The organism is Limosilactobacillus reuteri, from assembly GCF_020785355.1.
Taxonomy (GTDB): Bacteria; Bacillota; Bacilli; order Lactobacillales; family Lactobacillaceae; genus Limosilactobacillus; species Limosilactobacillus reuteri_I.
The window spans coordinates 54,180-67,299 of the sequence record NZ_JAJGVH010000073.1; the positions used below are offsets into that span (position 1 = coordinate 54,180).

16 protein-coding genes are annotated in these 13,120 nt (G+C 36.6%); 3 read left to right on the forward strand and 13 right to left on the reverse strand.

What is annotated here, in order from left to right:
• Positions 1-4: 4 nt before the first annotated feature.
• From LMB56_RS05370 to LMB56_RS10540, 5 genes are all read right to left on the reverse strand, one after another.
• Positions 5-208, reverse strand: coding sequence for a hypothetical protein (locus LMB56_RS05370; RefSeq protein ID WP_229283849.1), 204 nt, complete (start codon positions 206-208; stop codon positions 5-7).
• Positions 209-271: 63 nt separating this feature from the next.
• Positions 272-508: a hypothetical protein gene (locus LMB56_RS05375; protein WP_229283848.1), complete on the reverse strand. Its 237-nt coding sequence runs from the start codon at positions 506-508 to the stop codon at positions 272-274.
• Positions 509-625: 117 nt separating this feature from the next.
• Entirely contained in the window at positions 626-811 is a 186-nt protein-coding gene (locus LMB56_RS05380; protein ID WP_229283847.1) for a hypothetical protein, read from the reverse strand.
• Positions 812-825: 14 nt separating this feature from the next.
• Positions 826-1,056: a hypothetical protein gene (locus tag LMB56_RS05385; RefSeq protein WP_229283846.1), complete on the reverse strand. Its 231-nt coding sequence runs from the start codon at positions 1,054-1,056 to the stop codon at positions 826-828.
• Position 1,057: 1 nt separating this feature from the next.
• Positions 1,058-1,189 carry a ribbon-helix-helix protein, CopG family gene (locus LMB56_RS10540; RefSeq protein ID WP_411377880.1) on the reverse strand — a complete coding sequence of 44 codons (132 nt, stop codon included), beginning with the start codon at positions 1,187-1,189 and terminating at the stop codon, positions 1,058-1,060.
• A gap of 120 nt (positions 1,190-1,309) precedes the next feature.
• Here LMB56_RS10540 and LMB56_RS05390 point away from each other — a divergent pair, with 120 nt between their 5' ends.
• Complete coding sequence (locus LMB56_RS05390; protein ID WP_229283845.1) at positions 1,310-1,453, forward strand: DNA-binding protein; 144 nt, start codon at positions 1,310-1,312, stop codon at positions 1,451-1,453.
• Between the two features lie 149 nt (positions 1,454-1,602).
• On the opposite strand, the gene LMB56_RS05395 is transcribed toward LMB56_RS05390, so the two are convergent.
• Positions 1,603-1,869 carry an excisionase family DNA-binding protein gene (locus LMB56_RS05395; RefSeq protein WP_229283844.1) on the reverse strand — a complete coding sequence of 89 codons (267 nt, stop codon included), beginning with the start codon at positions 1,867-1,869 and terminating at the stop codon, positions 1,603-1,605.
• A gap of 198 nt (positions 1,870-2,067) precedes the next feature.
• Here LMB56_RS05395 and LMB56_RS05400 point away from each other — a divergent pair, with 198 nt between their 5' ends.
• Positions 2,068-2,697 (forward strand): helix-turn-helix domain-containing protein, encoded by a 630-nt coding sequence (locus tag LMB56_RS05400; protein WP_229283843.1) that lies wholly within the window; start codon positions 2,068-2,070, stop codon positions 2,695-2,697.
• 253 nt (positions 2,698-2,950) lie between these two features.
• Positions 2,951-4,066: a tyrosine-type recombinase/integrase gene (locus tag LMB56_RS05405; protein WP_229283842.1), complete on the forward strand. Its 1,116-nt coding sequence runs from the start codon at positions 2,951-2,953 to the stop codon at positions 4,064-4,066.
• Between the two features lie 234 nt (positions 4,067-4,300).
• Here the strand turns inward: LMB56_RS05405 and LMB56_RS05410 are convergent, their stop codons facing one another.
• The 7 genes from LMB56_RS05410 to uvrC all read right to left on the reverse strand — a co-directional run bounded on the left by LMB56_RS05410 (position 4,301) and on the right by uvrC (position 13,026).
• On the reverse strand, positions 4,301-4,915 hold the full coding sequence (locus LMB56_RS05410) for a DUF308 domain-containing protein (RefSeq protein WP_065867619.1): 615 nt from the start codon (positions 4,913-4,915) through the stop codon (positions 4,301-4,303).
• Positions 4,916-5,025: 110 nt separating this feature from the next.
• Entirely contained in the window at positions 5,026-5,544 is a 519-nt protein-coding gene (locus LMB56_RS05415) for an adenine phosphoribosyltransferase (protein WP_003671181.1), read from the reverse strand.
• A gap of 16 nt (positions 5,545-5,560) precedes the next feature.
• Positions 5,561-7,888: a single-stranded-DNA-specific exonuclease RecJ gene (gene recJ / locus LMB56_RS05420; protein WP_122481120.1), complete on the reverse strand. Its 2,328-nt coding sequence runs from the start codon at positions 7,886-7,888 to the stop codon at positions 5,561-5,563.
• 133 nt (positions 7,889-8,021) lie between these two features.
• Positions 8,022-8,855 (reverse strand): SDR family NAD(P)-dependent oxidoreductase, encoded by an 834-nt coding sequence (locus LMB56_RS05425; RefSeq protein ID WP_029507544.1) that lies wholly within the window; start codon positions 8,853-8,855, stop codon positions 8,022-8,024.
• A gap of 16 nt (positions 8,856-8,871) precedes the next feature.
• Complete coding sequence (gene rnz, locus LMB56_RS05430) at positions 8,872-9,801, reverse strand: ribonuclease Z (protein ID WP_229283841.1); 930 nt, start codon at positions 9,799-9,801, stop codon at positions 8,872-8,874.
• Between the two features lie 32 nt (positions 9,802-9,833).
• The gene (obgE, locus tag LMB56_RS05435) at positions 9,834-11,150 is read right to left on the reverse strand and encodes a GTPase ObgE (protein WP_229283840.1); all 1,317 of its coding nucleotides are present in this window, start codon (positions 11,148-11,150) and stop codon (positions 9,834-9,836) included.
• Between the two features lie 64 nt (positions 11,151-11,214).
• On the reverse strand, positions 11,215-13,026 hold the full coding sequence (uvrC, locus tag LMB56_RS05440; protein ID WP_229283839.1) for an excinuclease ABC subunit UvrC: 1,812 nt from the start codon (positions 13,024-13,026) through the stop codon (positions 11,215-11,217).
• Positions 13,027-13,120: the final 94 nt, after the last annotated feature.

Consider the following 13,120-nt stretch of genomic DNA (forward strand, 5'->3'; position numbering starts at 1 on the left):
AGTTTCACCTCTCATCAAGCGTGTTCAAAAGGCGTCTTACTGCTTTAAGTAAAGCCTCATCATCGCTTATTTGCATTTGATTAATCATTTCATCTGTTATTTGACCTTCAACCATTACAAATAGGCGGTTTCCAATGTGATCATGTGCAGTGATAAAGTAACGTTCGTCGGTTGCAGTTTCATTATTGTTGAAGTTGTTTTTAGCCATATCTTTAAGAAATTCCCCTTTTTTCTATTGACCATATGAATTATCAATCTCTTTGCTTAGTGTCTAATTTGTTTCTTTCAATATATCAGTAATAGATACCATTAAAGATTTAATTATATTTTCATCTCTTATTAATTCGTGAAAGGTATAAAGTGCATCGTTAACTTGTAAAAGGTTCTCTTTAGCTTTTGGGGTACGCTCAAATACTGCATCTAATTCATCATTTAATGCACCAAGTAACCCCTCTATTACATCTAAATTAGAATTCATGTTCTCAAGATTATTTACATTAATCTTCATCTTTTGATTTCTCCTATATTCTGTATTAAAATAAAAGAGAATTAAATAAAGTCATGCTGTCTATTGTTAGTGGTTCATCAATAGACTTTTTCTTTATTCAATTCTCTTTTTTGATTGTTAGTCGTTAGTAGCTACTTGGGTAGGATCTTGTGAGCTATTAGCGGCTTTTTTGTTTTCATATAAAGCAAACAGGTAGACAGCAAGTAAAACAATTGCGCCATCGTATGCTTTGACACCTAAGCAATAGGCGATCCAAACACCAATAAGAAGTGCCACAATTCTCGAATTAATTAACTTGGTCATTATTTATCATTCCTTTATAATTCGTTGATGATTTCGACACAATCTTGCAATTGGCTAAGAGCTTCTTTTAATACAGTAGCGCTAAGCTTGTGATCAACTTCAATTGCTGAATCAGCGTTTAAACGTGATAAAACAAAATCAATATCATATTTTGCTAATCCTAATTTAGCTCGTGCATTAAAATTTGTATCCTTGTACTTCTTTTCTGCTAAATATGCTTCTTGTGCCTTGTCTAATTTTTCCATGTTATTTCCTTCTTTCTACATATTCCTGTAAGATTTTACGAATTAACTGAGTTTTATTAATTTCCTGTTTATTCGCTAGGCTATTTATGCTAGCGTCTAGATTTTCTGATATTCGCAACGTAAAACATTTCATAACGTCCCACCTTTCTTTTTGATACCAACTTGGTATCTTTATTATATACTGGTATCAAATTGGTATCAATACCCATTTTGGTATCAAATTGGTATATTATGATTAATATGGAGGTTAATCATGAGCGAAACCAAAAACTTTACTTTACGCTTGCCAATTGATTTATATAAAGAAATGAAGCAATTGGCTGATAAAAATTTCAGACCACTGTCTAAAGAAATTATCGTTGCCATCAACGAATATATTAATAATCATAAAGATTAAGCATCGTTATATATGGTGCTTTTTTATTTTGCAATCAAATTCAACCCTTTAATTTTTTAAGTGGTGCCAGCCACTGTTAGTTTTGGTGGCGCAATTTTGCGCTGCCAAATATTAAACACCTCCTAACACATCCCCCATGTTACAGGTTATTACTTTGTGGCCATGAATTTATCTAGGTCATTACGATTGAAACGATAGACCTTGCCAATATGCTTGTATGGAATATTGCCAGTCTCCAGCCATTCATCAAACGTGCGATTAGTAATTCCCAAATATTCACAAGCTTGCTTCTTGGACAAGTACAACGGGAATTTTTCACGCTGTGCGTTGTCCTTTGCTTCTTGAAAAGCGTTTAGGACTTCTAATTTGATAGAATCAGTTATTTCTTTTGATAGTTCAACCTTCATTGCTTCCATTTACTTTCACCACCTTAATTTAATTACATAATGATTAATCAGTTCATCTATAACATTTAATCATTATGTACAACTAATATAATACATTTAAATCATAGCATGTCAACTCAATTTGTACTAAAAAATCATTATATAATGAATTATCATAGAATTTAGTCGAAATGAATGGTAATATTTATTCTGAAAGAAGGTGTTAAAATGCTTGCCAATAGGCTAAAAATTTTACTTGCAGAACGTGACTTATCAATTAAAGATGTGATAGAAGATACTGGTATTTCGCGAAATGTATTGTCAAACATGATTAATAAACCCTTTGCGAATATATCCACTGAAAACATTGATAAGTTATGTAATTATTTAGAAGTTACACCGGCTATTTTTTTTGATTATTCTAAGTGGCGGTTTTCTTATGAATTAAAGTCAAATGTTAAAATTTCAGATACTGATGTTAAAGCAACCGCAAAACAAGTAGAAGCCGTTCTAGAAATAACCATGAGAAGCGGAAAGCGGCGTTATGCTTTTGAGCTTTATTATGTTATTGAATACGATATGGATTATGGAGCTGGCGATAATTACGATGTATTCATAACGGTTTACGATCCGATGGGGGCAGATAACGATTTTATAAAAGTCTATCATGAGTTATCGCCACTATTTCAGCATCAAATAGAAGCAGAAATTACACAGCCTATACCTGTTATTATGGAAAAAGCTAAGCGGCGTGGTGAATTTGATAACAAGAAAGATAAAATTAAACTTCAATTTGACTATGTAGACTTTAATAATGATATAGTCTTTCAATATGATTTTATCTATAAAAAGTCATAATAATTACTGATTTGGACTTGTAATTAGAACCAGTCCCCTGAATCAGGGTTACGCTTTTGTTTTGAATTAAAAGTGTAACCGCAAAAAGTAAAATGTAACCTCTAAACGCTGTTATATCAACGTTTATAAGGTGCGGTTACAAGGTTACACTTTGATGTACTAATAGGCTTAATAGATTTATTTAATTCTCCTAACACATCCCCCGTGTTATTTAGAAACGTGCCCAACGGCGCTAAATATAAGGAGAATGTAAATGACACCATACGCATATAGTACAAATAACGGTAAAAGATACCGTGTAATCTATCGAACTCCAGACGGAAAACAACACTCAAAAAGAGGGTTTACTACTAAGACGGAAGCTCGTGCATGGTATCGTCGTAAAATGATTGAAATTGAAAATCATGGTTTTATTAATAGTGAACACGTCACATTTGAGGAAGTAGCTAATCGTTGGCTATTGAATAAAAAGCACACCGTCGCTAGTTCTTCTTACAACAAATATGAAACTGAATGTAAACTTCATTTAATCCCTGCACTAGGTAATAAACTAATTAAAAATATTACTATTGCAGATTGCCAGTTATTAGTTTATAAGTGGTCAAAAAAATTAAAACTTTATAACAAGTTAGTTAATGACGCTAGCAGCATATTTAACTTGGCCATCAAATACAAAGTGGTACATGATAATCCTTTCAAACAAATAGAACGCCCCAAAGTTAGCACCAAGCGAAAGATAAGGTCATTTACTAAAGATGAGTTTGTTACCTTTCAAAAAGGACTTCGTGAATATTACAAATCAACTAACTATAAGGCGTTTGCTTTTCTATATGTGTTATCACATACAGGACTAAGAAAAGGCGAGTTATTGGCTTTAACGTGGCAAAACATTAACTTTAATGATGGTATGCTGCATATTAAGCAAGCTGTTACCCGTAACAAAGATAATCAGCTTGTAATAGGCAAAACTAAAAATATCTATTCTAATCGTCATGTACCGATTGGTAATGAAACTATCAAGATATTAAAAAAGTGGCGTTTAATACAACGCCACGAACTCCAGTATTTTAATGTTGTTTCACTGAAACCTAATCAATTAGTATTTACTAGTCAAAACGGTGGTATTCTTTCACCATCAAAGCCGGGTAAATGGCTAAGAAAAATTGAAGAAAACTATGGTCTGCCATTATACGTAACCCCACACGGTCTAAGACACACTTACACCAGTTTATTAATTGAGAATGGGAGACCCGTTAATGAAGTTGCTACGGTATTAGGTCATAAAGACGCTACAATAACAATTCAAGTCTACAATGATCTTCACCCAATAACAGACAACGAAATTGGCAATGTTATCGAAAATTTATAGGATGTTGCCAAAATGTTGCCAAACGCTGTCGAAGGACGGCCCAAACAGTAATAAATCGTTGATATATCAATGATTTATAGATAAGGGGTTCAAATCCCCTTGTCTCCTTTATCTAAAGTTTTGCTGATAATCAATAGTTGTTAAAACATTGATATATCAGCTTTTTTATTACACAAAAAAGGACACCTATTAAGTGCCCCAATCTTTCTTGAACTAATCTTAGGTTATTTAGTTTTATTGATTAGCAATATCGTATGTGGTTTTGCCGTCTTTGGCAGTATACAACGCCTTACTAGAATCACTTGGATTCATAATGCTAATTGAATATCCTTCACCTAATGCTTTTTCTACTTGCCCTGAATTACTTTTAATCGACTTAGTTAAGTTAGGCCAGCCCATTTGTTCAGCCTGACTTGGATCTTGTGCTAAAGCTTTCAATGCTTCAACCGTATTATCATCAGTTGGCGTGATCTGGAATGTCTTACTATCTTCGTTATAGTCAACTGAACCTAATTTTGAATACCCCTTTTGCATTTGACGCAAAACAGCCATTGTCTTACTTTCTTGTTGCGCTTCATTTGCACTTGAATTACCAATTGCTAATCCATTCGAAAATGATGAAAAGCTACTGGACCGCGCAACCTGTGAAGATGATGTACTTTGGCTTGAGCTAGCGGAATTATTATGATGGAAATAAGGCAAATTAATCACACCATAAACAATTGCGATAATACTCAATACAACAATGATTGTCCCACTTTTCCATTCACGGTACTGTTGCCATGAATTAGCAAGATAAAAACCACCCAAAATTAAAAATAGGGCTCCCATTATTACTAAGAAAATCATAAATTAACTGGCTCCTTTTTATCAACGTAATGTTATTGTCCCGCATTCGTTTTATATATACAACTGCAATTTAAAAAGAAAAAAGGCTAGTATCCCCAGCCTCCTCCTAATTAAAATTCCATTAATGCCTTCATATCGTAATCTTTAAGCTTATCACGACCATGAAGATCTTTTAATTCGATTAAGAATGCACAGCCAACAACAATACCACCCATTTGTTCAACCATATCAATTGTTGCAGAGATTGTTCCTCCTGTAGCTAAGAGATCATCCACAACAAGAACCCGTTGTCCTGGTTTAATTGCATCGGCTTCCATTTGCAAGGTAGCTGTTCCGTATTCTAAGTCATAAGATGCACTAATTGCTTTTCTTGGCAACTTACCCTTTTTACGTGCTGGAGCAAATCCAACACCTAATTCGCGAGCAATAGGACACCCAACAATAAAGCCCCGCGCTTCTGGGCCTACTACCATATCTACCTTTTTATCCTTAGCATAATCAACTAATTCGTCAGTAGCTTGCTTAAAGGCAGCTCCATCCGCCATTAATGGCAAAATATCTCGAAAGATAATACCCTTTTCTGGATAATCAGGAACACTAGCTACGTATTTATAAAGGTCTAAAGCCATGAGATAAATAGTCTCCTTATTCTAAATTTAAATATTTCAATAACCAGTTAGCAACCGTTGCCGCATCATTAAAAAGCAACTGTTGCTCAACTCTGTATTGTGCTAATTGTTTTTGATAACGTTTAGTTTGTGTTAAATCAGTCTTATTAGTTGGCTCATTAAACTTTAACACGTCATCTTTTATTGTAACAAATCCTGCTTCAGAAAACACTTGAATCATTAGATTTAATCGATCCATATTAATTTTTAACTGATTGCTAACTGCTTTAGCTTGGATTGGCCATTTTAATTCTTTTTGCTTATAAATAAATCGATAAAGCTGTGCAAAATCATTTCGTGTTGGCAGTCCAGCTAAATAGGCACTTTTTCGCTGATATAGCAATAAGCGAATAGTTGCCGGCTCCCCTTCATCCTCTGCAAAAATCTGTTTTAGCATCTCTTCACTAGATGGACAGTCAACCAACGTAACTCGTTGACCAGAAAAATCAGTCTTAATTGCTTCTTCGATCGATAAAGTATAGCCGGGGGCCACATGAGGAGCAATATTATCTCGTAATCTTGGTTCTCTTACAATGTAATAATCTGAAGAACTAAAAAGCTGAGGAGTTAACTTATTCGTTCGCTCATCAATAATTACTGTTCCATTGATTTGCAGGTCTTCTAGCATCAGTTGGACGCTTTTTTTACCACGCCACTCATTGAGGCTAACTTTAACAGCTAAATTAACTTGTCCGGTCGGCGCGGATAATAGTGTTGCCAAGTTTCCTTGACTAAAAGCAACGACCGTTAGATTTTCTTTACCACTTACAATCGAAAATTTTAAATGCTGGTGTTCTTGCCCCATTGTTTTGACATCGACAACTTTAACGTTATTTAATTCAAAAACTGGTTCCATATTTCCTGGGCCAAATGGAGCAACTCGTTGAATATCGTTATATAACTGTTGGGTAACATCAGCTGGTTCAAGTTGCATTGCAATCGGAAGAGTTTGCTTTACCGTTGGATCAAATTTTTGTTGACTTGCTTCTTCTTCCAAGGCTATTTGCAGGGGTGCAATATTTCCCTGGTCAAAAGAAAGACCACAAGCAGCAGGGTGCCCACCAAATGTTGTAAATAGTTCACGATGAGCCTCCAAGGCATTGAACAAATTAAAACTGTCAACGCTTCTACCAGATCCTTTTATTAAGGTTGGATTATTTTGATCAGTTGATGCGACAATTGTTGGCTTTCCGGTCTCGCTCATAATCCGACTAGCAACAATTCCTAATACGCCTTGATGCCAACCTTTTCCAACAATTAATAAGGTCTTTTTCTGCTGGTTAGCTGAACTATTAGCTTGTTTTTCTGCCTCTTTCATAATCTCAGCAACTAAGTTTTGACGTTCTTTATTCGCCTGATCTACCTCTTTAGCTAATTTTTGTGATTCATTCTCATCTAAACTCGTCAGCAGCTTAACTCCATCATTAGCATCAGCAATTCGCCCCAGTGCATTTAGCCGTGGTGCAATTCCAAATCCAATATCCTGATCAGTTAGATTGTTAGCCTTAATATCAGCTAACTTCATTAAAGCCGCTAATCCCGGACGCATCCCCTGCCGTAATTGCTGAATGCCATAGGAAATTAACGCATGATTTTCGTCCGTAACGTTTACTACATCAGCTATTTCACCAATTGCAACTAAGTCCAGTTCTTCAACAGGAAACTCACCAGTTAAAGCCCAGGCTACCTTAAATGCAACCCCAACGCCTGACAAATCAGGAAAAGGATAATTACTACCAGGATAGCGAGGGTGAACAATCGCAACCGCATTTGGCAGATCAGCTGGCAACTCATGGTGGTCAGTAATTACAACATCTACTCCTGCTGCCATTACCTTATCGATAACATTTTTTCCGCTAACGCCATTATCCACCGTAATAAAAAGCTGGGTACCATTATCAATAAGCCGTTGGTAAGCATCCATGTTAGGCCCATATCCATCTGTAAAACGATTTGGCACATAATAATTAACATTAGCGCCAACGGATAATAACGTTTCATACATTAAGGATGTGCTAGTAATTCCATCTGCATCATAATCACCATAAATAGTAATTTGTTCTTGTTTTTCAACTGCCTGCTCAATCCGCTCAACTGCTTTATCCATATCATGCAATAAGGTTGGATCATGGATCTCTTCCATCGATGGTTCAAAGAATTTTTTTGCTTGTTCGGTTGAATCGATTCCTTGCTGAGCTAATAAGGTTGCTAATATTCTAGAAATGCCTAACTCTTTTTCAAGATTATCAACAGTTGCTGAGGAAGCATTATCGGCAAGTTTCCACTTAAATTTTGCATCAATCATTTAAAATTAACCACCATTTCAACGCCAAAATTAAACAAGAGGCTGGGATAAACTCAGTCTCTTTTATTTTGCCCCTTTCATTTTTTGAAAGAAACTGCTAAATTCTGCAATTTCTCAAAAATAAGGGAGCATATTATAAGTTCTTCTTATCCTGTTGGAAATCAAAAAATTTCTTAATTGCCCAGTCACCTAAACCGGGAATAACTTGGTAAGCCCAGCCAAGATAAGCCACATATCCTGGAACATTAATTTCTCTCGTCTTATACCCAACATTATTCCAAATTCGTCGAGCTAAGTCTTCAGGAGAGATAAACATCCATTTTGGTAAATGGGCCCGATACGTATAATCATTATCTGCTTTATCAAAGAAAGGTGTATCAATTGGGCCAGGATTGACTGTCAAGACTTGGACACCATAATCAGCTACTTCCATTCGTAAAACATTATCAAACTGGATTACTCCGGCTTTCGTTGCTGAATATACAGCGCTATTTGGTGTAGGCAATTTACCAGCTAATGAACCCATATTAATAATGGCACCATACCCTTGATCCATCATTTGTTTAGCTACACACCGACTAATATACATTAAAGCTAAGAGGTTTGTATGTACCATTTTTTCCATTGAGCGGTAAGATTCCTTAACTACGGGAATAAAGTCACCAAGCCCAGCAGAATTAATTAATACATCGATTCCTCCTACTTCATGTTGAACCTTCGAAAGCACATCATCAATCTGATCAGGGTCGGTGACATCTAATTGATAAGCAAATGCTGGCCGACCTGATAAAATCAGACATTTTTTAGCTACCTCTTGCAACTTCTCAAGATTACGAGAAGCAACAACAACAATTGCGCCGCGACGAGCTGCCTCAAAAGCCAACTCCTTGCCGATTCCACTTGAACCACCAGTAATTAATACAACTTCATTTCGCAGAAAACGTAACGTCTTTACTCTTCTCAGCATCTTTTGCCATCTCTTTTCATTTTTTGAACGGAATATCAATTACATCAAAATCATTAACAACTCGAGTATCAGGAATAATATTACGAACTTGATATGCCAATTGATAAGCTGCTTTACCAGTGTATCGTGCTGAAATATGATTTAACAATAATTTTTTAACACCAGCTTTTTTCGCAATTTCAGCTGCTTGTTTACTGGTTGAATGGTAATAATTGTGTGCCATCTTTGTCTCATCTTTAGCAAAAGTACTTTCATGCACTAATACATCTGCATTTTGCGCCAACAGAATTGCATTCTTCGTTTGTCTAGTATCACCTAGAATTGCAACAATACGTCCAGGTTGGGGGGTACCAATAAAGTCATGACCATCTAATACGCGACCATCTGGAAGGGTAACCTTTTTTCCAGCTTTTAATTGGCCGTAAATTGGTCCTGATGGTACTTTTTGTTCTCGTAATTTCTCAACTTGTAATTCTCCTGGATGATCCGCTTCTTCAATCCGGTATCCAAAACAAGCGATTTTATGATCCAACTTTCGTGCAACCACTCTAAAACCATGATCATTAAATAGTTCCCCGTCATCTGTTATTTCAACAAAGTGCAAAGGATAACTGAGGCGTGACTCACTTACTTGCAAAGACGTCTGAACATACCGCTTTATTCCTACTGGTCCATAGATCGTCAATGGTTCGGTTCCTCCTTGAAAAGAGCGGGAACTTAGTAAACCAGGTAAACCAAAGATATGATCACCATGCAAGTGAGTAATAAAGATTTTTTCTATCTTTCGTGGCCTAATTGTCGTATTGAGAATTTGATGTTGAGTAGCTTCTCCCACATCAAATAGCCAAATTGCGTTTCGTTCTTCTAACAACCGCAATGCAACACTTGCTACATTACGTTGCTTACTTGGGGAACCAGCGCCTGTTCCTAAAAATTCAAGTTGCATTTATATTTTTCCTACCTTTGCTACGTATAATTTTATTGAATAAATTCAAAAACAAATTTTTCAATTCTTACAAGATCGCCATCTTGCACACCTTTAGCTCTTAACGCATCATCAATCCCCATATGGCGAAGTTGACGAGCAAAGCGTAATTGACTTTCTTCATGAGTTAAATCAGTCATCTTAAATAACCGAATAAGTTTTTCACCGCCCAATACCCAGGTGCCGTCTTCATCCTTGGTAATGGTAAAGTCCGCTTCATCTTTCTTGTCAGGAGCAGCAGCACGATATTCAGCGACCAATTCTTTATCATGACTCTCACTATCAAATGCGGGCGTCTTATCTAAGAGATCAGCAGTTAATTGCATTAATTGTTGAACACCTTGATGAGTAACCGCTGAAATAGGGAAAATCTCTGGCTGTTTTTCTAAAGTCTTATCTGCCGCCAAATCAGCTTTAAAAGCAGCTAAGTTATCAGCAGAATTTGGCAAATCCATCTTCGTCGCAACTACAATTTGTGGTCGCTTTAATAACTCAGGATCGTAATTAGCAAGCTCCTTATTAATTTGCCGGTAACGTTCAATTGCTTGATGAGGATCTTCACTGCTCATATCAACTAAGTGAAGAAGAACGCGCGTACGTTCAATATGTCGTAAGAACTTCAAACCAAGGCCGACACCCTTAGATGCCCCTTCAATTAAACCAGGCATGTCGGCCATTGCAAAGTCACGACCATCCGGTAACATTACCATTCCAAGATTAGGGGTTAACGTCGTAAATTCATATGCAGCAATTTTAGGCTTAGCACCGGTTACTACTGATAATAAAGTTGACTTTCCAACAGAAGGGAACCCAATTAATCCGACATCAGCAAGCATCTTTAATTCTAATTCTAAGTAATGGTCTTCTCCTGGTTCACCATTTTCAGCAATTTCAGGAGCAGGGTTTTTAGCACTAGCAAAGTGAATGTTGCCGCGACCACCACGGCCACCCTTGGCAACTACTAATTCTTGATTCTTTTCAACGAGATCACCAATAATCTCACCAGTATCAAGATCCCTTACAGTAGTACCTTGGGGAACAGCAATAATTGTATCTTCTGCACTTGGACCAGTCATCTGTTTACTCATCCCATTGCCACCGTTTTTAGCTTTAAAAATTCGGTGATAACGGAAATCCATTAATGTCCGTAATCCTTCATCAACTTTTAAAATGATACTGCCGCCACGGCCACCATCGCCACCAGCTGGGCCACCGTTAGGAACATATTTTTCACGACGAAATGCTACCATTCCATCGCCACCCTTACCTGCATGTACTTCAATTTTTATTTGATCAACAAACATATTCATAATGATTGTCTCCGTTCTTTAGTCTATTGTTTAGTATATTTAAAATTTATAAGCCTGTCAAAACTCAATCATGACTACTACCCTTCGCCACCTCAGCATTTTTCTGCAATGAAACCTTGATTAACTGGGCGGTAGGTCGATTAATCCCTAGTGAATGGATTTCATCAACTGATGCTTGAGCAATTTTGGTAATTGATCCATATTTTTTTAGTAATTTCGTCCGAGTCCGCGGTCCCACTCCCTTAATTTCATCCAAACGCGAACTCAACGAATGCTTGGTATGAACGCGCCGGTGGAAAGTAATCGCAAACCGGTGAACCTCATCTTGAATGCGTTGAACTAAGTAAAAGCCTTGGCTCCGTGGATTTAAATTAATATGATGATCATCATCCCCGAACAATAAGTCAGCGGTTTGGTGTTTGTCATTCTTTACCATCCCTATTACAGGAATATCAAGACCAAGTTCATTCTCTAAAACATCTTTAGCCGCATCCATCTGAATTTCGCCACCATCCATAAAAATCATATCCGGCATTGGCTTGTTTTCTTTTAAGAGACGCGAATACCTCCGCCGAATAACTTCACGGGTACTGGCAGCTTCATCAGCATGATTAATCACCGTTTTCAATTTATACTTCCGGTAAAAATTTTTAGCTGGTTCTCCATTAACAAATACAACCATTGCACTAACGGGGTCAGCCCCCTGAATATGAGAATGATCAAACGCTTCAATCCGGTGACCTTCTGGAAGTCCAAGGGAATCTGTAATCTCTTTCATCGCACCAGTAGTCTTACTTTGGTCCATCTCAAGCAGTCGAAATTTTTCATCTAAAGACAACTGAGCATTTTCGTGTGCCATTGCTAAAAGATCCCGTTTTTCACCACGAACAGGGGTCCGAACCGGTACTCCTAGTATTTCACTTATTTCCTTATTAGGGAGGCCCTTGGGGAGGAGAATTTCACGAGGCAAAATATTATTACGACGATTATAAAACTGGAGAATAAAGCTGGTCATTTCTTCGACTGCCGTATCCACGATTGGAAATAGGCGTTTTTCTCGTTTCATTAATCGTGCTTGTCGGATAAAGAAAATTTGAATAGAAAGCCACCCTTTATCCATATAGAAATTAAATAAATCACGAGGGGTCTTATCATTTGAAATAATCTTTTGTTTTTCAACCGTCACTTCAATATAGTGAAGCTGGTCTCGAATTTCAGCCGCTCGTTCAAACTCCATATTTTCTGCTGCTAGTTGCATCTTTTTGGTTAACTGTCGCTTAACTGTCGCTGTGTTTCCACTCAAAAATGACTTAATTTTCTTAATTTGCTCTTCGTAGTCACTTTTAGGAACTTCTTTAAAACAAGCTCCTAAACATTGTCCCATATGGTAATACAAACATGGACGGCCTTGATACCCATTACAACGGCGCAATGGGTAGACCTTTTGAATGAAATGCATTGTCTCTTCTGCAGCATAGACATTAGGATAGGGACCAAAATAATATCCCCCATCTTTTTTTATTTTACTAACGATCTTAATTTGAGGATCCCGCTCATTTGTTATTTTTATGTAGGGATAACCAGTTCCCTTTTTTAATTTAATATTGAAATAAGGTTGATGTTTTTGAATCAGCGTTATTTCAAGTAAGAACGACTCCTTATTATTCGAAGTCACAATGGTTTCAAAGTCAGCAACTTCCGAAACCATTTTAGCTACTTTACCGGTATGACTACTCTTAAAGTAAGAACGCACCCGATTCTTTAAATTTTTAGCTTTACCAACATAAATTATCTGATCATTAATGTTTTTCATCAGGTAGCAACCTGGCTTGTCAGGTAACAATGCTAGTTTATGTTCTAAATGTTCACTGGCCATCGCAAAATCCCTCCGAAAAATTATCTAACAATATATTATATCTGAAAAATCATCATTAAGGCAAAGAAAGTGTTTAGAAATAATTGTACATTTA